This window comes from Streptomyces sp. NPDC047000 (assembly GCF_040644295.1).
GTDB lineage: Bacteria > Actinomycetota > Actinomycetes > Streptomycetales > Streptomycetaceae > Streptomyces.
On record NZ_JBEYWE010000002.1, the window covers coordinates 390,829 to 412,261 of the forward strand.

General features: G+C 70.3%; 17 protein-coding genes. 12 read left to right on the plus strand and 5 right to left on the minus strand.

The window, feature by feature from the left end; genetic code table 11:
- Positions 1–104: 104 nt before the first annotated feature.
- The 3 genes from aroA to ABZ862_RS05105 form a co-directional block, all read right to left on the minus strand.
- Positions 105–1,454, minus strand: coding sequence for a 3-phosphoshikimate 1-carboxyvinyltransferase (gene aroA / locus ABZ862_RS05095; protein WP_360952395.1), 1,350 nt, complete (start codon positions 1,452–1,454; stop codon positions 105–107).
- A gap of 346 nt (positions 1,455–1,800) precedes the next feature.
- Entirely contained in the window at positions 1,801–2,247 is a 447-nt protein-coding gene (locus ABZ862_RS05100; protein ID WP_360952398.1) for a flavin reductase family protein, read from the minus strand.
- Between the two features lie 53 nt (positions 2,248–2,300).
- Positions 2,301–2,477 (minus strand): hypothetical protein, encoded by a 177-nt coding sequence (locus tag ABZ862_RS05105; protein WP_360952401.1) that lies wholly within the window; start codon positions 2,475–2,477, stop codon positions 2,301–2,303.
- Positions 2,478–3,005: 528 nt separating this feature from the next.
- Here ABZ862_RS05105 and ABZ862_RS05110 point away from each other — a divergent pair.
- The 5 genes from ABZ862_RS05110 (at position 3,006) to ABZ862_RS05130 (ending at position 8,741) form a co-directional block, all read left to right on the plus strand.
- Positions 3,006–4,247, plus strand: a complete 1,242-nt coding sequence (locus tag ABZ862_RS05110) for an ATP-grasp domain-containing protein (protein ID WP_360952404.1) — start codon at positions 3,006–3,008, stop codon at positions 4,245–4,247.
- Positions 4,248–4,305: 58 nt separating this feature from the next.
- Positions 4,306–5,400: a DUF1611 domain-containing protein gene (locus tag ABZ862_RS05115; RefSeq protein ID WP_360952407.1), complete on the plus strand. Its 1,095-nt coding sequence runs from the start codon at positions 4,306–4,308 to the stop codon at positions 5,398–5,400.
- Between the two features lie 32 nt (positions 5,401–5,432).
- Entirely contained in the window at positions 5,433–6,749 is a 1,317-nt protein-coding gene (locus ABZ862_RS05120; protein ID WP_360952410.1) for an ATP-grasp domain-containing protein, read from the plus strand.
- 68 nt (positions 6,750–6,817) lie between these two features.
- Positions 6,818–7,567: an iron-containing redox enzyme family protein gene (locus ABZ862_RS05125; protein ID WP_360952413.1), complete on the plus strand. Its 750-nt coding sequence runs from the start codon at positions 6,818–6,820 to the stop codon at positions 7,565–7,567.
- Positions 7,568–7,859: 292 nt separating this feature from the next.
- Positions 7,860–8,741, plus strand: a complete 882-nt coding sequence (locus tag ABZ862_RS05130) for a phytanoyl-CoA dioxygenase family protein (RefSeq protein WP_360952416.1) — start codon at positions 7,860–7,862, stop codon at positions 8,739–8,741.
- 295 nt (positions 8,742–9,036) lie between these two features.
- Here the strand turns inward: ABZ862_RS05130 and ABZ862_RS05135 are convergent, their stop codons facing one another.
- On the minus strand, positions 9,037–9,396 hold the full coding sequence (locus tag ABZ862_RS05135; RefSeq protein ID WP_360952419.1) for a helix-turn-helix domain-containing protein: 360 nt from the start codon (positions 9,394–9,396) through the stop codon (positions 9,037–9,039).
- 80 nt (positions 9,397–9,476) lie between these two features.
- Between ABZ862_RS05135 and ABZ862_RS05140 the strand changes: the two genes are divergently transcribed.
- The 7 genes from ABZ862_RS05140 to ABZ862_RS05170 all read left to right on the plus strand — a co-directional run bounded on the left by ABZ862_RS05140 (position 9,477) and on the right by ABZ862_RS05170 (position 20,672).
- Complete coding sequence (locus ABZ862_RS05140; protein ID WP_360952422.1) at positions 9,477–10,181, plus strand: SDR family oxidoreductase; 705 nt, start codon at positions 9,477–9,479, stop codon at positions 10,179–10,181.
- A gap of 212 nt (positions 10,182–10,393) precedes the next feature.
- On the plus strand, positions 10,394–11,644 hold the full coding sequence (locus tag ABZ862_RS05145; RefSeq protein ID WP_360952425.1) for an MFS transporter: 1,251 nt from the start codon (positions 10,394–10,396) through the stop codon (positions 11,642–11,644).
- Between the two features lie 154 nt (positions 11,645–11,798).
- The gene (locus tag ABZ862_RS05150) at positions 11,799–13,838 is read left to right on the plus strand and encodes a thioredoxin domain-containing protein (RefSeq protein ID WP_360952428.1); all 2,040 of its coding nucleotides are present in this window, start codon (positions 11,799–11,801) and stop codon (positions 13,836–13,838) included.
- Positions 13,839–14,059: 221 nt separating this feature from the next.
- Positions 14,060–15,328: a glycosyltransferase gene (locus tag ABZ862_RS05155; protein WP_360952431.1), complete on the plus strand. Its 1,269-nt coding sequence runs from the start codon at positions 14,060–14,062 to the stop codon at positions 15,326–15,328.
- Entirely contained in the window at positions 15,325–16,980 is a 1,656-nt protein-coding gene (locus ABZ862_RS05160; RefSeq protein WP_360952433.1) for a glycosyltransferase family 39 protein, read from the plus strand. Before ABZ862_RS05155 ends, ABZ862_RS05160 begins: the two co-directional genes overlap by 4 nt.
- Positions 16,977–18,173, plus strand: a complete 1,197-nt coding sequence (locus tag ABZ862_RS05165; protein ID WP_360952436.1) for a glycosyltransferase family 2 protein — start codon at positions 16,977–16,979, stop codon at positions 18,171–18,173. The genes ABZ862_RS05160 and ABZ862_RS05165 overlap by 4 nt, the downstream gene beginning before the upstream one ends.
- A gap of 69 nt (positions 18,174–18,242) precedes the next feature.
- Positions 18,243–20,672 carry a galactose oxidase early set domain-containing protein gene (locus ABZ862_RS05170; protein ID WP_360952439.1) on the plus strand — a complete coding sequence of 810 codons (2,430 nt, stop codon included), beginning with the start codon at positions 18,243–18,245 and terminating at the stop codon, positions 20,670–20,672.
- Here ABZ862_RS05170 and ABZ862_RS05175 read toward each other — a convergent pair whose 3' ends face one another.
- A complete protein-coding gene (locus ABZ862_RS05175; protein WP_360952442.1) occupies positions 20,673–21,404 on the minus strand; it encodes a Mut7-C RNAse domain-containing protein in 732 nt (243 codons plus the stop codon).
- Between the last annotated feature and the right edge of the window lie 29 nt (positions 21,405–21,433).

Genomic DNA, 21,433 nt, shown 5'->3' on the forward strand with positions numbered 1-21,433 from the left:
CGGCACCTCTGCCCTGCGCCCCGGCACCTCTGCCACGGTCGGCAGTGCGCCCCGCCCACCTGTTGGGGTCGGCGCGGCGCACCGCCGGGCTTGCCGCGGCCGGGTCAGCCGACGGCCACAGCGGGCGCGTTCTCCTCCTCGACGACCGTGGTCCGTACCCCTGCCGCGGCGAACTCCTCCATGAAGGTGGGAAAGGACAACCGGACGTCCTCGAAGCCCGAGAACCGGTTGGCGGACTGCATCCGCAGACCGGCCACGAACAGCGACATGAAGATGCGGTGGTCGCCCCAGCTGGACAGCGTCACTCCGCCGGGGTACGTCCGCGCGCCGCGGACCACGAAGCCGTCGCAGACCCCGTCGTCGTAGAGGACCTCGATGTCCACGCCCGCGCGGGTCAGTTCGGCGGCCATGGCCTCGATGCGTGACGCCTTGTGGAAGCGGGTGAGGCGTCCGCCGGTCACCCGCAGGCTGCCCTGCACGTACGCCCCGAGGGCCGCGAGCGTCGGCACGATGTTGGGGCAGTCCTGTACATTCACCGCGAAGTCGCCGCACAGACTGCCCGGAGGGTTGTCGACGATGAGCGACGAGGCGACCCGGTCGAAGGTGACACTCACCCCGAGCTGCTCCAGGATCGGGACGATCGCGAACTCGCCCTGCATGCTGTCGCCGTACACGTCGGTCAGGACGGTCCGGCCCGGGAAGAGCGCTGCGGCGGCCAGCAGGTACGAGGCCGAGGTGTAGTCCTCGCGTACGGTGACGTCCTGGGCCCGGTAGGAGGAGGGCTCCACCTGGTAGTGACGCATGTCCTCCGACGCGGACACCTTGATACCCGCGTCGGTCAGGCTCGCCAGCGTCTGCCGGATGTACGACTGGGAGTAGACCTCGCCCGTCACCTCGATCTCCACCGGGCCGTCGGCCAGCGGCGCGGCGAACAGGATGGCGGTGATGAACTGCGAGCTGATGTCGCCCGGCAGCCGGCAGGTGCCGCCCTTCAGGCCGCGTCCCCAGTTGACGACCGGGGCCTTGTCCTGGCTGATGATCGACTCGATGTCCGCGCCGAGTTCGCGCAGCGCCTGAAGCAGGGGCTCCATCACGCGCTTGCACAGGGTCGCGTCGCCCGTCACCACGACCGGCGACGGCAGTGCGGAAGCCAGCGCCGTCACGACGCGGAACACCAGACCCGAGCCGCGGGACTGGATGACGCGCCGGATGTTCGGGAGCGTCCCTCCGATGCCCTGGATCTCCAGAAATCCGTCGTGCTCGGTTATCTCGGCACCGAAGGCACGGCAGGCGTTCTTCATCGTCTCCGTCTCATCGCAACGGAGGTCGTTGTAGACGCGTGACGTGCCCTCGGCCAGTGTGCCGGTCAGAATTGCCCGTTGCGTCTCCGGTTTCGAAGAGGGAACGCGGAAAGTTCCGGAAAAGGAATCGACCGGATCAACCTTCAGCAGCATCTTCGTGTCTCCCGTTTCCCATCGTTCGCTGTCTGATGTGTTTCAGGCGATGTCGCTCCGACGTCCGGGGTCGGGCGATATCCGTGGAGCGAGAGCATGTCATCCCACCGGCCGGCGCTTCGATATCGGGCGGCAGTCCGGAAAACTCTCCTGGCGTGCACGGTGGTTATCCGCCGGCGGTTGAGGGGGTGATCAGAATTCTGCGTCCCGCAGGACGTGCGAGCAATAGGTCCATGTACCCATGGTGTGACCGGCGTAAGGCGGTTCGGGCTCTCTGATCCGGTCCGTGCGAGTGGGAACGACCGGACCCGATGGGCCCGATGCCGTGGGGCGGCACAGCCTTCGATCAGGCCAGGAACCGAAAAGATTTCTCATGATAGATAAGGGGGGCTCCGGCGCCTTCCCCCAGACGCGCGTCCGACACCCGGCCGATCAGGATCGTATGGTCCCCGGCCGGGTGCCTGGCGTGCGTCTCGCAGTCCAGCTCGACGAGCGCGCCCTCGACGGCCGGCAGTCCGCCGGGTGTGCGGGACAGGCCGCCCGACGCGAACTTGTCGGCGCCTTTCGTCGCGAACCGTACTGCCTGTGGCCTGTGTTCGGTGCCCAGAACGCTTACCGCGAAGTGCCCGCACGAGTCGAACGCCGCGAAGGAGTCCGCCGAGTTCGCCAGACAGACCAGGATCAGCGGCGGGTCCAGCGACACCGAACAGAACGAACTCGCCGTGAAGCCGCGCGGCAGCCCACCGTCGTCCAGGGTCGTCACCACCACGACCCCGGCCGCGAACCGGGCCATCGCCGCCCGGAATTCCTTGGAGCTCGCCCGCCGTACGGTCTCCGTCCCCTCCGTCACGGCAGCATCACCACCTGTCCCACGAAATTCGGTCCGGATTCGAAGCCCCCTTGCAGGGCCGTGTTCCCGCTGTGCGCGGTATCGGCGATATCCGCGGAGCTGGAACCTGTCATCCCGCCGCCGGGCGCTTCGGCATCGGGACGGCAGCGGGGAAAAATCTTCCTGGCGCGCACGACGGGCCTCCTCCGGCGGTGGGGGCACGACAGGAATTCTGTGTCCTGCGGGGTGCGCGGGCAATAGGTCGATCTGCCCAGGACGCTTTCGGTGCAAGACGGTGCAGATCCTCGTCCACCGAGGTCCGGGACCGCCGTCGGTGCCCAGCGGCATCACCGGGCCGGCGGCCGGTCCGTCATCCGCGCACCGACCGGCGGCGAATGCGCCCGGAGGCTCTGCGGGGTGTCCGCGTCAGCACTTGTCGAAAACGGCGATCGCGCACACTCCTCCGTCCTGGCCGGGACGGCTGCAATAATCCGGCTGCGTGGGCCTGTGGGCCTGCAATGTCGGGGGCGGGACTTAGGTCCTATTCTGGCCGGGCCGGTCCCGTGCGAGGCTGTGGCAGCGCGATCAACACGTTGAGGGCCGTTCCCGGGATTCGGGTTCGGGTTCATCCTTCGGTTCCGAAAGGCCCGCCGTTCGCCGCCGTCAACCGGCCCTTGAGCCGGGCATGTCCATGCTTCCTGTGAACCGTGAGGACGACATCCATGTCCAGCGCAATCCTGTTCCTCAACCGCTGGCCCCTGTACGAGGACGAGCGGCGCTGGGAGAACCGCCTCGCCGCTCCCGCGGTGGTCTTCGACCGGGAGAGGGACCACGTCACGTACGTCTGCGACGAGGGCGGCCGCAGCGGAGTGCCCGCCGACGCCGAACGGGTCCACGTCGTGGCGGACTTCGGCGACTTGGACGGCGTGCTGGAGGTCGTCGACGCGATCGTCCGCGAGGAAGGCCCGTTCGACCACGTCATCGGCTTCTCCGAGATGCTCCTCGATCTCGCGGCGACCCTGCGGGAGCGGTACGGCATCCCGGGTTCAAGCGTCGAGGAGACCTCCCGGTTCAGGGACAAGACGGTCATGAAGGAGAGGGTGTCGCGGGCCGGTCTCCGAGTGCCGCGCTGGGCGTCCTGCCGCACCGAGGAGCAGATCCTCGCGGCCGCCGAGGAGTTCGGCTACCCCGTGATCGTCAAGCCGGTGCGAGGGGCGTCCAGCCAGGGTGTGCGCGAGATCGCCTCGGCCGAGGAGCTGCGGGCCCTGTGCGCCGAACGGAGCCTGGACGATCTCGAGATCGAGGAGTTCGTGCGGGGGGAGATCCTGCACGTCGACGGCGTCCTGGACGCCTCGGGCGAACCGCTGTTCCTGTGCACCTCGCGCTACCTCTCCACCTGCCTGGACTTCGAGGTCCTGGGCGAACCGCTCGGTTCCGTCTTCCAGACGGACCCCGGGCTGCGCGGTCGCTGCGAGGACTTCGCCGTGCGCTGCCTGACCGCGCTCGGTCTGCGCAGCTCGGCTTTTCACCTCGAACTCTTCGACACCGGCGACGAGCTGGTGTTCCTCGAGGTCGGAGCCCGGGTGCCGGGCGCCGACGTGTCCTATGTCATCAACGACGTCCACGGCGTGAATCTCTGGCGGCTGTGGGTCGACGTGCTGCTGGGCCGCTCGGTGGACCTGCCGGCCCCCGATCCGGAGGCGAGCGGCGGCTGGCTCATCGTCCAGGGTCCCAAGCCGCTGCCCCGGAAGGTCACGGCCGCCACCTCGCTCCTGGGCCGCGTTCCTCATGTGTACCGCGAGCTGGTGCCGAGGGCGGGTGAGGTCCTGATCTCCCGGCCCGGCTCGTACGCCACGCTCCAGGGCGGCCGCTTCCTTTTCCGCGGCGGCACGCAGAAGGAGATCGAGGAAGCCGTGCGCCAGGCGCGTGCGGAGTATCGCCTGACGACCGAGCCTGTGCCGTAGACCGTCCGAACCATCTCGTGCCATCGGCCGTAGAACCGTCGAGTCCGTGGAGGAAGACGTGGATCAGTTGAGCCATGCGGAGCTGGTCGACAAGAAGTTCGTACTGTTCGCAGAGGGGTGCTTCGGACTCTTCACGAGTAAGATCGCAGCCTCGCTGGTCCGCTACAACGGGGACCGCTGCGTCGCCGTGATCGACAGCCGCAGGGCCGGCCAGACCGTTCAGGACGTCCTCGGCTACGGCGGCCCGATCCCGATCGTCAGCCGTGTCGAGCAGGCGTTGCACCTGGGCCCCGAGGTCATGATCATCGGCAAGGGTCTGCATTCCGCCGACCTGCCGTCCGCCTGGAAGCCGCACCTCCTCGCGGCCGTCGGGAACGGCCTGCACCTGATCAACTCGATTCACTACCGCCTCGTCGGCGACCCGGACATCGCCCGTGCCGTCCGTGAGAAGGGCGTCACCGTCTGGGAGACCAAGGACGCCCCGCCGGTGCGGCTCAACAGGGCCCGCGTCCTGGACCTGGACACGTGGGTCATCCACACGTGCGGCAGCGACTCCAACATCGGCAAGAAGACCGCCGCTCTGCAGATCTGGAACGAGGCCAACCGCAACGGCATCAGCACCGGCTTCGCCGCCACCGGTCAGAGCGGCATGCTGATCTCCGGCCATGGCATCGCGGTGGACGGTGTGCCCGGCGACTTCATGGCCGGTGCCGTCGAGCAGGTCGTCATGGAGGCCGCGGCCGGCCACGAATGGGTCGTCGTCGAGGGCCAGGGCTCGCTCAACCACATCGGGTTCAGCAGCGTCGCCCTCGCCATCCTCCACGGCGCCCTGCCGCACGCTCTGGTCTTCTGCCACCGCCTCGGCGCCGAGCGCACCAAGGTCTGGGAGACACCCATCATCCCCATCCCCGAGCTCATCCGCATGAACGAGGAGCTCTCCGTCTTCGAACGGCCCGCCAAGACCGCCGCCGTCAGCGTCAACAGCTTCGGCTTCTCCGAGGAGGACTACCGCCGCGAGGCCGAGAAGCTGGAGGCCGATACCGGACTGCCTGTCGTCGACCCGGTCCGTGAGGGCGGCGCCGCCCGGCTCGTCGAGATCCTGCGCGCCCACCAGCGCGAGACCGCGGACCGGCTGTCGGGCAGCCGGCGCTGAGGCCGGCCCCGGAAATCCGAGGAGATGCACCGATGAAGAGAGCGATCCTGCTCCTCATGCACCAGGGCAAGTCGTACACCGAGGAGATCGCCGCGGCCACCGCCGGGCTCGGCCTGACCCTGGTCGCCCTCAGTTCCCAGCCGGTGAAGCCGGGCGTCCTGGACGCGAGCCGCCGCCACCTGGCGGACTGCGTGGTGACCGAGGAACCCGAACTGTGCTCCGGCGACCTCGGGAAAGCCGTTCGCGAACTCGCCGACCGGGGCTACCGGGTCGAGGCCGCTCTCGCCACCTTCGAGGGCTACCGGCTGCTGATGGCAGAGCTCAACGAGCGGCTCGGCGCGTACGACTCCGCCGAGGACGTGTTGCGCCTCTGCCTCGACAAGTACGAACTGCGCCGCCACCTCTTCGCGGAGGGGCTGAGCGAGGTCCGGCTCCACCGGCTCACCCCCGGTGTGACGCCCGAACTCGACCCTTCCGCGAAGTGGTTCGTCAAGCCGGTGCGCGGTGCCTCGTCCTTCGCGACCTTCGTCCTGGAGGACGCCGACGACCTGGCCGACCTGCCCGCCCTCCAGGAGCAGATGCGCGCCGACCGGCCCATGAGGGCGATCTTCATGGACCGGTACGACTTCCTCGTCGAGGAGTATGTCGAGGGACCGGAGTTCAGCTTCGAGACGTTCGTCCTCGACGGCCGGGTCCACCACCTGTGCGTCCATGAGAAGGCCCGCGTGGAACGCCTGGAGCGGACCACCCTGGAGGGGATGTCGGTCAGCCCGCCCGTCAGCCTCGCCGGTGAGATCGTCCTGGAGGGAGCCGATCACGTCGCCCGCTGCCTCGCCGCGCTGGCAGGGCACGGGACGACCGCCGGCGTCTTCCACATCGAGGCCAAGTACTGGGAGTCGAGGAAGCGCTGGGAGATCATCGAGATCAACCCCCGGATGGGCGGCAGCCTCATCAACGCCAGCGTCCAGACCGTCACCGGGCAGTCCCTCCTCGACCTGTGGACCGAGTCCCTGCTGCTGCCCGACGAGGAGCGGGACGCCTTCCACGACCGGCTCACCCGCGCCTCCCAGCTGGAGGCCCTGCGCACCGGCGCGCCCACCCGGGCGGCCGTGTTCCTCAGCAAGTACGGAGAGAAGGGGCGGACCGTCGACGCGATCCGCTTCGAGCCGCCCACCCGCCCGCCCCGGATTCTGCGGGTCCACGTGGCGGAGGGAACCGAACTCGAGTCGTCCGACCGGGGGATCTGCCTGATGGACGCCCTGTGGGACGTGACGGCCGACGACCTCGGGGCCGAGACCGACTTCCTCGACCGGCACGCGACGGAGCATTTCCACGTCCGCTACCGCTGACCCCGGCACCACATTCCGACCTTTCCGTGAACGTCTCCCCCGCGAACCCCCTTGTGAAGGAGAACGCGATGAATCGCGTGCAGAACACCGGGATTGCCTACCCGAAGCCGTTCTACAACGAGGAGCAGAGCCGCCTGAAGAAGGCCGAGCTCGACCGCTACCTGGACAAGAAGATGGCGGAGTGGAAGGCCACCGTCCCCTTCGCGTCCCACCTGACCGAACCTGAGCTCCACCAGGCGTACTACCGCCGTACCCTCATCGAGCACGTGTGGCGGATCCGCCTCTCCCGGGTCAGCCAGTCCAAGGCCATCTACAAGATCGCCCAGATCTCGCCCAGGGCCGCCCGCGACTACGCGCAGTACCAGGCCGACGAGATGCTCCACGACAAGCTGTACACCAGCGACGCCGCGGCCGCCGGTGTCACCGAGGAAGAGATCCTCGCCACCGAGCCCTACCTCTCGACCCGTCTCCTCGAGGGCTTCTTCTACTACGCCCTGGAGCACGAGTCGCCCATCGCCCCGGTCGTCTCCAACTACCTGGTGGAATACACCCAGGTCAAGCTCCAGCCGGCCATCGTCGAGAACCTCCAGGAGCGGCTCGGCAAGGAGAACGTCAAGGGGCAGGCCGCCCACCTCCACGTCGACACCACCGAGGACCACTCCCAGGAGATGTGGGACATCCTCCACCAGCTGATCTTCAGCGAGGACGACTTCCAGAAGGTGTTCACGTACATCGACGACGTCCAGGAGATCCTGGCGATGTTCTTCCGGGAGATCTACGAGGACACCGTCGCCCAGCACGCGAAGGCCACGGTGTGACCCGTACGTCGACCACGGTGTGACCCGTACGTCGACCACGGTGTGACCCGTACGTTCCGCACGCGCGCCGACGACGGAACCAGTACGCGGGAACCTCATACGCCTGAGGGCAGACCGGTCGAGGGACGCTCCAGGCCGCCCGCCCTCCCCGGCTCGCGCGGGGGCCGGCCGCGCTGCCGGCCGTCGGCGCCTCCGAGCGGTCGCGGGTCCGCCGGGCGGTCGTCGCCCGGGGGACCCGTACGGACCTCGCCCCACCGCAACCCGCCCTCCCCAGCAGAGAGGAACCCCGCGCATGTCCGCACCCGACACCACCGCGTTCGTCAAGGAGTACCGTGAGAACGGCTTCGCGGTCGCCGAGCGCCTCTTCGGCCCGAGCGAAGTCGCCGAGCTCAACACCGCCATCACGGAGATCCTCGACGTCCCCGACATCGGCTCCGTCGCCGAGGTGGAGCCGGGCGACAACGGCATGGCCCGCCGGATCTGGTCGCCCACCAAGCAGCACGCCGCGTTCGAGCGGGCCGCCGCCCACCCCGGACTGCTCGACCATGTCGAGGCACTCATCGGCCCCGACATCCTGTTCCACTACAGCAAGCTCCACCTCAAGGCCCCGCAGGTGGGCAGTGTCGTGGACTGGCACCAGGACTTCGCCTACTACCCCCACACCAACACCGACCTGGTGACGGCCCTCGTCTACCTCGACGACACCACCACCGAGAACTCCGCCCTCCAGGCCGTTCCCGGTTCTCACCACCACGGCCTCGCCGACCACTACGTCGACGGCTACTTCCGCGGCAAGGTGGTGGGTGCCAACGCCCCCGACCCGGCGCTCGCCGTGCCCATCGAGGCGCCCGCGGGCAGCGTGGTCTTCATCCACCCCCTGCTCCTGCACTACTCCTCTCCGAACCGCTCCGACCGGTACCGCCGCGCCTTCCTGCCGGCCTACCGGGCGGCCGACGCCTACCCGATCCACTTCGGCCCGCACGCCGGCCACAACGAGGCCGGAGTGAGACTGCTGCGCGGTAACGTGTCGGACACGGCACGTGTGGAAGCCGGGACATGGCGTCTCCCGCTCGCGGAGCGCCCCTTCGGCTCGCTCTTCCAGCTCCAGGAAGGGGCCGACAAGACCACGACCGCGGCGACCACCGGCTACGCCACGCTGGAAGCGGCGAAGTGACAGCCCCCTGGGCCGTGTCCCGCTGAGGCGGCCCGAACCCTCTTCCGGTGTGGCGGTGCCGCAGGAGCTGTGACGGAGCGACCTGCCGATCGGCTCTCCTGAGAACGACCGAGAACGACCGGGGCCGGTCGGCGCAGACGTGTGCCGACCGGCCTCTTCGCACGGGGTGACGTCGAGGCCGCAACGGCGGGCAGGGCGTGGTCGTGCGACGGGCGCGCGGTTCCCGCCGAGCCGCCCTCGCGGGGCCGGCCGTACAGCCGCCTGCCGGCCGGCTCTCCGGCCGCCGGCTGACGGGTCAGAGAGCCGGCCGGCGGGCCCGGGCCGCCTCGATGTCCGGGACGTGCTCCTCGGCCCAGCGCCGTACGGCGCGGAGCGGGACGAGCAGGGAGCGGCCCAGCGGTGTGAGGGCGTACTCGACGCGGGGCGGGTTCTCGTCGTACTCGTGGCGGCTGACCAGGCCGTCGGCCTCCAGGGAGCGCAATGTCTCGGTCAGGACCTTCGGGGTGATGCCCCTGATGTGCCCCTTCAGTTCGCTGAAGCGGCGGGGTCCGTCGTCGAGGGCGTTGACGACGAACACGGTCCACCGGGCCCCGATCCGGTGCAGCACCGTGCGGCTCGGGCAGGTCGCCGCCATCACGTTGTACGCCTTGCCCATCGCCGCTCCCAGTTCCGTTGAAGATACCGGTATTAAAACCATAGCGTTGCACCCCGATCCTACGAGAGGGAGCGAGACCCATGGAGCGGATCCTGGTCATCGGCGGTGCACGGGCGCTCGGCGCGGCCGTGGCGAGGCGTGCGGCGAAGGACGGGTACGACGTGGTGGTCGGTGCCCGTGATCTCGCCGCGGCGGAAGCGCTGGCGAGCGAGATCGGCGCCACCGCGGTGCGGGTCGATCTGCAGGACGAGTCGACGCTCGCGGCCGCGGCGCGGCGGCTGGAGGGCGGGGTCGACCACATCGTGACGACCGGTTCGGCGCCGCACGACGTTCGGGCGGCCGAGCTGGATCGCGACAGGCTGCTGGCCGCGTTCACGGCGAAGGTGGTCGGCCCGATGCTGGTGGCCAAACACTTCGCGCCGGTACTGCGGCCGACCGGGTCGATGGTGCTGTTCTCCGGTGTGGTCGGCTGGCGCCCCGGGCCGGGATCACTCGTCAAGGGGGTCACGAACGGTGCGCTCGAGTACCTCGCGCGCCACCTCGCGGCGGATCTGGCGCCGGTACGGGTCAACGCCGTCTCGCCCGGCGTCGTGGACTCGGGCGCATGGGACCGCCTCGGTGACAGGAAGACGGCCCTGCTGGACAAGAGCGCGGCCGGGACCCTCGTCGGACGCCACGGTGAGACCGACGACGTCGTCGACACGGTGATGTGGCTCCTGCGCGCGGGCTTCGTCTCCGGCGAGACGATCCACGTCGAGGGCGGCGCCCGCCACAAGACCGCTTGACGCCCTGTGCTGTGACCGGCGGCCCTTCCCGGTCGCGGTAGGTGATCGTCGGAGAGGGGACCGACGGGGACGGCGGACCGTGCTCACCGCCCAGCCCATCAGGCACGGGGGCCTCGACGCATGAGAACACCCGAGCACAGCCGTCACGCAGCCGGAGGGACAGCCAGTTGGACACCACCAGTGAGCGCCAGCCAAGCGAAGGGGTAGAGCCGATGGCCGGGGAGGACACCGGACGCGGTTTATCGGCCTGGCTGGTGGCCCGCGGTCTCATACCCGAGACGAGACCCAAACGCGCCTTCGCCGCCGCGACCTTCGTCAATCAGATCGGCAAGGGCCTCTTCGTCTCCGGGGCCGCGTTGTTCTTCACCCGCTCCGTGGGCCTCCCGGTCGCCCAGGTCGGATTCGCCCTGGGCGCCGCAGCCCTGATCGGACTCGCCGCCGGCATTCCCGTGGGCCGTCTGGCGGACCGGCGCGGCCCGCGCGAGGTCTTCCGGCTCGCGGTCGTCGTGCAGGCCCTCTCCGTGGCGGGGCTGGTGTTCGTGCACTCCTTCCCCTCGCTGATCGCGTTCCTGTGCGTGGCCGAGCTCGCCGTCTCGGCGGGCACCGCCGCCCGCGGCCCGCTGACCCGTGCCCTGGGTGCCCCGAACCCGACCCGCTTCCGCTCCTACCTGCGCGCCCTCAACAACATCGCCGTCGGCTGCGGAGCCCTGGCGGCCGGTGTCGTCGTCCAGTTGGACACCAGGACCGCGTACGTGAGCCTCATCCTCGGCACCGCCGTCCTGTTCCTCCTCTCCGCGGTCGTCGCCTCCCGTATTCCGTCCGTGCCGCTGGTGGCCGCCCCGGCGGAGGGCAGCCGCTGGCCGGCCCTGAAAGACAGGCCGTACGTGGCGCTCACCGCCCTGGACGGCATCATGACCATCGAGAACCAGGTGCTGGTGTTCGCCCTGCCGCTGTGGATCATCGGGCACACCGACGCGCCGCGGTGGTTCGTCGGCGCGAGCATGGCGATCAACACCGCCCTCGTGGTCTTCCTGCAGGTGCGGTTCAGCCGCGGCGTCGACAACAACGCGGCGGCCGGCCGGTCGGCACGCCGTGCGGGGGTCGCGTTCCTCCTTGCCACAGCCCTCATCGCGGTGGCGGGCGGCGCGCCCGGATGGATCGCCGTGCTCGTCGTCGTGCTCGGCGTGGTCGTCCACACCATGGGCGAACTGTGGCACGCCGCAGCCTCGTTCGAGCTGTCCTTCGGCCTCGCCCCGGAGCACGCACAGGGCCAGTACTCGGGTCTGTTCGCCATCGGGCAGGGCCTGTCCAACGCGATCGGCCCGCCGCTGCTCGGCGTGGTCTGCCTCGGCTGGGGCGAGCCGGGCTGGCTCGTCATCGGAGTTCTCTTCCTCGTCGTCGGCCAGGTCGTACCGCTCGTCGTGAAATGGTCCGACCGCACGCGTGCGCACAGCCCGGCCTAGTACCGCGGCAGGCAAAGTCTGCCTGCCGCAGCACTAGGCATCTGTCCCGGTACCCGGATACGGCTGCGTTCGGCGTTGCGGGAGCCGGCCCGCGGTCGGCACGCGGATCCCGGCTCCCGCCGCCGTTTCCGGAGTGCTGGGGCAGGATGGACCCATGCCTAACCGCCTCGCCGATGAGACGTCCCCCTATCTGCTTCAGCATGCCGACAACCCCGTGGACTGGTGGCCCTGGTCGAAGGAGGCGTTCGAGGAGGCCCGGCAGCGTGGGGTGCCGGTGTTGCTCAGCGTCGGTTACTCGAGTTGCCACTGGTGCCATGTGATGGCGCACGAGTCCTTCGAGGACGACGGCACCGCCGCGTTCCTCAACGAGCACTTCGTCAGTGTCAAGGTCGACCGTGAGGAGCGTCCCGACGTGGACGCCGTCTACATGGAGGCCGTGCAGGCAGCCACCGGGCAGGGCGGCTGGCCCATGACGGTGTTCCTCACGCCCGACGCCGAGCCCTTCTACTTCGGCACCTACTTCCCGCCCGCCCCGCGCCACGGCATGCCCTCGTTCCGGCAGGTGCTGGAAGGTGTGCGGCAGGCCTGGGGCGAGCGGCGGGACGAGGTCGCCGAGGTCGCGCGGAAGATCGTGCGGGATCTCGCCCAGCGGGAGATCGACTACGGCGGCGGCGCCGGGGTCCCGGGCGAGCCGGAGACGGCGCAGGCGCTGCTCGGGCTCACCCGGGAGTATGACACGCAGTACGGCGGGTTCGGCGGGGCGCCGAAGTTCCCGCCGTCCATGGTGCTCGAGTTCCTGCTCCGCCACCATGCCCGCACCGGGTCCGAGGGCGCCCTCCAGATGGCCGCCGACACCTGTGGGCGCATGGCCCGCGGCGGGCTCTACGACCAGCTCGGCGGCGGTTTCGCCCGCTACTCCGTGGACCGCCGTTTCGTCGTGCCGCACTTCGAGAAGATGCTCTACGACAACGCGCTGCTGTGCCGGGTGTACACCCACCTGTGGCGGGCCACGGGGTCGGAACTCGCGCGCCGGGTGGCGCTGGAGACGGCCGACTTCATGGTGCGTGAACTGCGCACGCCCGAGGGCGGGTTCGCCTCCGCGCTGGACGCCGACAGCGACGACGGGACGGGACGGCACGTCGAGGGCGCGTACTACGTCTGGACGCCGGGGCAGCTGCGCGAGGTGCTGGGGGAGGCCGACGGGGCCCTCGCCGCACGGTACTTCGGGGTGACCGAGGAGGGGACCTTCGAGGAAGGCGCGTCCGTGCTGCAACTGCCGCAGCAGGAAGCGGAGATGTTCGACGCCGAGACCGTCGAGCGGGTCCGGGGGCTGCTCCTGGACGCGCGCCGGCGGCGTCCTGCCCCCGGCCGGGACGACAAGGTCGTCGCCGCCTGGAACGGGCTCGCGATCGCCGCGCTCGCCGAGACCGGCGCCTGCTTCGACCGCCCCGATCTCGTCGACGCCGCCACCGGCGCCGCCGATCTCCTCGTACGGCTGCATCTCGACGACCGGGCGCGGCTGGCCCGTACCAGCAAGGACGGCCGGGCCGGGGCGAACGCCGGGGTGCTGGAGGACTACGCCGATGTGGCGGAGGGCTTCCTCGCGCTGGCGTCCGTGACCGGCGAGGGGGTCTGGCTGGAGTTCGCCGGGCTGCTGCTCGACCAGGTGCTCACGCGGTTCGCCGACGGCACGTCAGGAGCCTTCCACGACACCGCGGCCGACGCCGAACGGCTGATCCGGCGCCCGCAGGACCCCACCGACAACGCCGTTCCCTCCGGCTGGACCGCGGCCGCCGGTGCCCTGCTCGGCTATGCCGCCCACACCGGCTCCGAGCGCCATCGCACCGCCGCCGAGCGGGCGTCGGGCGTGGTCGCGGCGCTGGGCCCCCGGGTGCCCCGGTTCATCGGGTGGGGGCTCGCCGTCGCGGAGGCGCTGCTCGACGGGCCGCGCGAAGTCGCCGTGGTGGGGCCCTCCCTGGACGACGCGGCCACAAAGGCCCTGCACCGTACGGCACTTCTGGCCCCCGCGCCCGGCGCCGTCGTCGCCGTCGGCACACCGGACGGCGACGGGTTCCCGCTGCTCGCCGACCGTCCCCTCGTCGGCGGTGCGCCGGCCGCTTACGTGTGCCGCCACTTCACCTGTGACGCACCGGTGACCGACCCGGAGACCCTCCGGACCAGGCTCGGAGGCTGATGGCAACTCACGCCCCACACAAGGCAATTCACCTGGCATATGCTCAACCGGGCATAGGTGACGAGTACTCACATACGTCGATCGCATGTTCCATTGTGGCGAAACACGCTCTTCATCTAAAACGGCTGCGCACTTCACAGTTCCCTCATAGTCTCTTTCTCTGACACGACGCCTGCCCTGTCCGTCGTGTCCGGGGGATTCACGGATCTGGGGGGATCTGTTTGCTGACGTCTGTCTTCATCGCTGTGGTTTCGCTTGCCCTTTTCTGGATGGCGGCCTTCACCCTGTGGTGGCAGATGCACGCGTGGCGTACGCCCGAAGTGCTGGCCTCCACCCGGTTCAGCAGACCGGACGGGGACGAACACGTCTCCTTCTCCCTGCTGTTACCCGCCCGGCACGAGCAAGCCGTACTGGACCACACCGTCCAGCGCCTGCTGGAGTCCACGCACACCGACTTCGAGATCATCGTCATCGTCGGCCACGACGACCCGGAGACCGCCGCGGTCGCCGAGCACGCCGCCGAGCGTGACGCACGGGTCCGCGTCGTCGTCGACACCCATGAGAAGAAGAACAAGCCGAAGGCCATGAACACGGCCCTGCCGCACTGCCGCGGCCAGGTCGTCGGGGTCTTCGACGCCGAGGACCAGGTCCACCCGGAGCTGCTCGCCCACGTCGACCACGCGTTCCGCACCACCGGAGCGGACGTCGTGCAGGGCGGGGTGCAGCTCATCAACTTCCACTCCAGCTGGTACAGCCTGCGCAACTGCCTGGAGTACTTCTTCTGGTTCCGCTCCCGTCTGCATCTGCACGCGCAGAAGGGGTTCATCCCGCTCGGCGGCAACACCGTGTTCGTCCGCACGGACGTGCTGCGGGAAGCCGACGGCTGGGACCCCGACTGTCTCGCCGAGGACTGCGATCTGGGCGTACGGCTGTCCAGCACCGGCAAGAAGGTCGTCGTCGCCTACGACTCCGACATGGTGACCCGGGAGGAGACCCCGGGCTCGCTGATGTCCCTGCTGAAGCAGCGCACCCGCTGGAACCAGGGCTTCCTTCAGGTCTACCGGAAGAAGGACTGGAAGCAGCTGCCCGGCTTCGGCCAGCGGCTCCTCGCCCGCTACACCCTGATGACCCCGTTCCTCCAGGCGTTCTCCGGGGTCGTCATCCCGCTCAACGCGGCGGTCGCCCTGTTCCTCGACGTGCCCGTGGGGATCGCCTTCCTCACCTTCCTGCCGCTCGTCACCGCCGCGGTCACCTTCGTCTTCGAGATCGTCGGACTGCACGACTTCGGCAGGCAGTACGGGCTCCGCGTCCGGTTCGTCCACTACGCCAAGCTCATCGTGGGCGGCCCCTTCTACCAGGTCCTCCTCGCCGGTGCCGCGATGCGCGCGGTGTGGCGCGAGCAGCGGGGCCGCAACGACTGGGAGCTGACCTCCCACGTCGGCGCGCATCTCTCCGCCACCGAAGCGATCCGAGAGGACGTTCCCGCGTGACCTCCACCCTCCCCGCGGTGACCACTCCGAAGGTCCCCGCGCAGCGCACACCTGTGCCCGACGGCCCTCCGGCCGGCCGGACGGAGCTGCCGGGCCGGCTCCACACCTCCCGTGCCGACCTGCTGCTGTGCGGGGCGCTGCTGATCGCGATCCTGCTGGTGCAGGGCTGGAACATCGCCGACTACCCGACCCTCAGCGACGACGAGGGCACCTATCTCGCCCAGGCGTGGGCGGTCCAGGAGGGCCGGGGCCTCGCCCACTACACCTACTGGTACGACCACCCGCCGCTCGGCTGGCTCCAGATAGCCCTGCTGACCTGGGTACCGTCCCTGGTCAGCCCCGGCTCGATGACCGTCGGCACCATGCGGGCCGTGATGCTGCTGGTCGCTGCGGTCAGCGCGGTCCTCGTCTACGTCCTCGGCCGCCGGCTGGCGCTGCCCCGCTGGGCCGCCGCGCTCGGCATGGCGCTGTTCGGGCTGTCACCGCTGGCCGTCGTGCTGCAGCGCGAGATCTTCCTCGACAACATCGCCGTGCTGTGGGTGCTCCTCGCGTTCACGCTGGCCGCCTCGCCCAGCCGCCACCTCTGGCACCACTTCGGCGCGGGCCTCGCGGCGGCGGCGGGCGTGCTCACCAAGGAGACGATGCTCGTCGTGCTGCCCGCCCTGGTCGTCACCCTGTGGCGGCACGGGCACCGCGACACCCGCAAGTTCGCCCTCACCGGCGCGATCACCGCCTGTGTGCTGATCGGCTTCTCCTACCCGCTGTTCGCGCTGCTCAAGGGCGAGCTGTTCCCGGGCAGCGGGCACGTGTCGCTGTGGGACGGCATCGTCTACCAGATGTCCCGGCCCGGCTCCGGGTTCGTCCTCGACCCGGGTTCCGGCTCGTGGGGCGTGCTGCACTCGTGGCTGTACTACGACCGGGTGCTGCCGCTCGGCGGTCTCGCGGGCGCCCTGCTGCTCGTCGTCACCTGGCGCTGGTCGGTCACCGCCCGCGCGCTGGCCGGTCCCGCGCTCGTCGTGGCGATCCTGTCGCTGGTCGCGCTCAGGCCGAGCGGCTATCTGCCCGCGATGTACATCATCCAGGCCCTGCCGTTCCTCGCCCTGGTCCTCGCCGGAGCCGCCGCCTCCGTGGCGCACGCGGTGCTGCGCCGCCGGCGCCGGGAGAGCGAGCACCGGTACGTCACCGGCGGCCGGTACGCGCTCGCCGCCGTCCTCGTCCTCGCCGCCGGCTCCTACGTGGTCCCGCGCTGGTACGACGGCGACCGCACCGCGATGACCGCCGACGCCAACGCCCCCTACCGGGCGGCCTCCGCCTGGCTCAGCACCCGGGTCGACGACCCGCGGGACACCCGCGTCCTGGTCGACGACGCCCTGTGGCTGGACCTGGTGCACGCCGGGTACCGGCCCGGCCTCGGTGTCATCTGGTTCTACAAGGCCGACCTCGACCCCGCCGTCACCAAAACCATGCCGCACGGCTGGCGCGACCTCGACTACGTCGTCGCGTCCCCGACGGTACGGCGCGACGCGCGCGACCTGCCCACCGTGAGGGCCGCCGTCCGGCACTCCGTTCCCGTCGCCACGTTCGGCACCGGGGCCGACCGTATCGAGATCCGCCGGATCCAGCAGACCGCAGCAGCCGGAGGCACCCGATGACCTACGAGCACACCGTCCCCGGGGAACTGGGCGATCCGGCCGTCCGGGCGGCGGAGGTCGCCGAGCCCGGCGCCGTCACCCTCGTCGTACCGACGTTCAACGAGTCCGCGAACGTGCGGCAGTTGCTGCACCGGATCACCGAGTCGGTGCCGTCCCGGCTGCCCTGCGAGGTGGTCTTCGTGGACGACTCCACCGACGACACCCCGGACGTCATCCGCGCCGCGGCGCAGGACTGCCCCTTCCCGGTGACCGTGCTGCACCGTGAGCAGCCCGTGGGCGGGCTCGGCGGGGCCGTGGTCGAGGGGCTGCGGGCGGCCGCCTCGGAGTGGATCGTCGTCATGGACGGCGACTGCCAGCACCCGCCCTCCCTGGTGCCGGAGCTGGTCGCGACGGGGGAACGGACGAACGCCGGACTGGTGGTCGCCTCCCGGTACACCGAGGGCGGCAGCCGCGCCGGACTCGCCGGCGGCTACCGCATCGCCGTGTCGCGGGGCGCGACCTGGCTCGCGAAGGCCCTCTTCCCGCGCAGGCTGCGCGGCATCAGCGACCCGATGAGCGGCTTCTTCGCCATCCGCCGCAGCGCCGTCACCGCCGAGGTGCTCAAGCCCCTCGGCTACAAGATCCTCCTCGAACTGGCCGTGCGCAGCCGCCCCCGCACGGTCGCGGAGGTGCCGTTCGTCTTCCAGGACCGCTTCGCCGGGGAGTCCAAGTCGACCGCGAAGGAAGGCTTCCGCTTCCTGCGGCATCTCGTCGGCCTGCGCACCGCCACTCCGGCGGCCCGGATGGCCGTGTTCGGCCTGATCGGCGCCAGCGGCTTCGTGCCCAACCTGGCGGGCCTCGCGGCGCTGACCGGACTCGGGCTGCACTACGTCCCCGCCGAGATCCTCGCCAACCAGCTGGGCGTGGCCTGGAACTTCCTGCTCGTCGAGCAGCTGCTGTTCCGTGAGCGGCGCGCGCACCGCCGCTGGTGGGACCGGGCCGGCCGGTTCGCGCTGCTGGCCAACGCCGACCTGGTCCTGAGGATCCCGCTGATCGCGGTGCTGGTGGACCGGTTCGGCATGGCTGTGCTGCCCGCCACCGCGCTCGCGCTGGTGACGACGTTCGTCGTGCGTTTCGTCGGCACGGAGGCCCTGGTCTACCTCCCGCGCCGCGGCACGGCCGCCGACCGCACCGCTCCGGAGACCGCGCGATGAGCACCGGGCCTGCCGCTCGGGAGACCTCGTGATGAGCACCGACCGCACCGTCCTCGCAAGGAGAGCCGTATGACCGACAAGCACCGGACGACCAGGCGGCGGAGGAGAACCGCCCTGGCCGGAGTGGGCGCCCTGACCGCCGGGCTGCTGCTGACCGCGCCGCAGCCCGCCCAGGCCGCCAACCTGATCACCAACGCGGGTTTCGAGACGGACGGCACCGACGGGATGCCGTACTGCTGGGAGAAGTCCGGCTGGGGCGACAACGACTACACCTTCGGGACGACGAGCGACGCGCACAGCGGCGGCAAGGCCATGAAGGTCACGCTGACCCGCCGCGTCGACGGCGACCGCAAGGCCCTGATCACCGAGTCGACGTCCTGCGCGCCGGTGGTGACGCCGGGCAGGCAGTACGACCTCGGGCTCTGGTACAAGACCACCACCCCCGACGCGGCGATCACCCTCTTCCGGCACGACACCACGGCGGGCTGGCAGTACTGGACCGACCTCAAGACCCTCGACCTGAGCGCCGGCTGGGCCCAGGCCGGCGTCCGCACCCCCGCCGTCCCGGCCGGCACCGACCGGATCACCTGGGGCGTCTCGGTCTACGGCACCGGCTCGGCGACCACCGACGACTACACCATGGACCAGGTCGCCGACACGGTCCCGCCCGCGGGCTGCTCCGGCACCACCGACCAGTGCGCGAACGGCAGCTGGTCGGTGCTGCCCACCCAGAACCCGGTGCGCTCCATGCACTCCGTCGTCCTCAACAACGGCAAGGTGCTGCTGATCGCCGGATCCGGCAACAGCGAGGAGAACTTCAACGCGGGCACGTTCACCTCCGCGGTCTACGACCCGGCGAACGGCACCTACAAGGTGATCCCCACCCCGAAGGACATGTTCTGCGCCGGGCACGTCCAGTTGCAGGACGGCCGAGTGCTGGTGATGAGCGGCAACAAGGCCTACCCGGTGGCCGGCGGGCACGGCTACGAGGGCTTCAAGGACTCGTACGTCTTCGACCCGAAGACCGAGACCTACAGCAGGACCAACGACCTCAACGACGGCCACTGGTACCCCTCCGCCACCGAGCTCGGCAACGGTGACGTGATCTCCTTCGGCGGTCTGCGCGAGGACTCCACCGGCTCGGTGACCACCGAGTACTGGTCGGACGCCCAGCAGCGGTGGCTGTCGCTCGGTGAGGTCAACCAGACCTGGTCCTACTGGGGCCTGTACCCGTCGATGATCCTCATGCAGGACGGCCGCCTCTTCTACTCCGGCAGCCACGTCTTCGGCAACAACATCCCCGGCACCGGCAGCGCCGTCTACGACTACCACGCCAACACCGTCACCTCGGTCTCGGGCCTGCAGAACAAGGACGAGCGGGACCAGTCGGCGAGCGTGCTGCTGCCCCCGGCGCAGGACCAGAGGGTCCTCACCCTCGGCGGCGGCAACATCGACTCCAACCCCGACGCCAACCGCCTCACCGACCTCATCGACCTCAAGGCCCCCAACCCCGTCCACACCGCGGGTCCGCCGCTGCCGCAGGGCACCGTGGACCTGGGCAACGGGCCGCAGCCCGAGACCGGCAACCAGGGCAAGATGTACGTCTCGGCGGTACTGCTGCCCGACGGCAAGGTCCTGGAGACCGGCGGCGCACTCCACAACCGTGCCGACCCGGTCCGGGAGTCGTCGATCTACGACCCGAACACCAGCACCTTCGACCCGGTGACCGCCGACCCCCAGGCCCGCGGCTACCACTCCTCGGCGTTCCTGCTGCCCGACGGCCGCGTCATGGCCACCGGCGACAACCCGGGCAACGGCACCTGGAACCACAACGTGTCGATCTACTCCCCGCCCTACCTCTTCAAGGGCACCCGCCCGTCGATCACGTCGCTCATCGACACCGAGTGGACGTACGGCACCACGCAGCGCATCACGGTGGACCGGCCGATCGCCAAGGCGGAGCTGATCCGTCCGGCGGCGGTCACCCACTCCTCCGACCCGAATCAGCGCTACGTCGACCTGCCGCTGTCGGTGGACGGCAACAACGTCGACCTCAACGTGACGAGCAACCCGGACCTGGCCCCGCCCGGCTGGTACATGCTCTTCGCGGTCGACGCCAACGGTGTGCCCTCGGTGGCGAAGTGGGTCCATCTGCACGGGTCCACGGCGGGCACCGGGACCGGCACCACCACGGCCGACCCGCATCACCATGCCTTCGCCGACCGGCTGAAGGGCAAGATCGCCAAGGCGGGGAAGAAGAAGTCCTCGCAGAAGGTCAGTACGTACATCTCCGGCTGCGACCGCCACTACGGCTCGGTCAACGTCTGCGTGCCGACCGCCTTCCCGCCGCAGGTCGGGAAGACGACCCCGGCCCGCTGCGCCTGGCTGAAGAAGAACGACTACGGCCGCCTCAAGGTCAACGGCAAGGACGACCCGCTCGGCCTGGACCGCAACGGGGACGGCATCGCCTGCGGACGGAGCGACCTGCGGAAGAGCTGATCACCGCTCGGCGAACTCGGTGAGGGCGCGCGCCACGATGGCCTCCAGCTGGTCGTGGTGCGCGCCCTTCCAGTACACCCGCCCGCAGTCGCCGCACTCGGCGAACACGTCGTACGTCCGCCGGGTGCCGTCCTCCAGCCGGTGCGCGACCTGCTCCTTGCCGGCCGCGGTGAGCAGCCCGTTGCAGGCGGTGCACCGTGTCCAGGGGCGCAGCTCGGGGGCGAACCGCTCGAGCACGTCGCGGAGTTGGTCGTCAGGTCGGGTGCTGTAGACGAAGGCTCCGGCCCACAGCTCGCGGCGGCGCAGCAGCCCCCGGTCGCGGCTGAGCATCACGCGCCGCTCGGCCGCCGAGCGGGCGGCGAGGGCGGGGTCGCCGATGTCGGTGGACTTGTAGGCGGCGTCCACGCCCAGCAGCCGCAACCGCCGGGCGAGGGTGCCGAGATGGACGTCGAGGAGGAAACGCAGCGGCGCGCCGGGCACCCGCTGGGGCCGCTCGACCTCCCGCACCCGAACCAGCGTGCCCGGCTCCGGGATGAGGGACACCGGCACCTCACGGCCGTCGGCGACCAGGGTGCCCGCCTCGGTCAGCGGGACGCCCAGGGACTCGACGAGATGGCCGAGGGTCGACACGCCGTCCACGGCGACCGCGCTCGGCCCGCGGCGCCGGGCGGCGGAGACGAAGACGTGCAGGGCCGGGGCGAATTCGACGTGGATCTCGGGACGTGCGTTCACCGGGCCAGCATGTCACGGAGCCGTGGCCG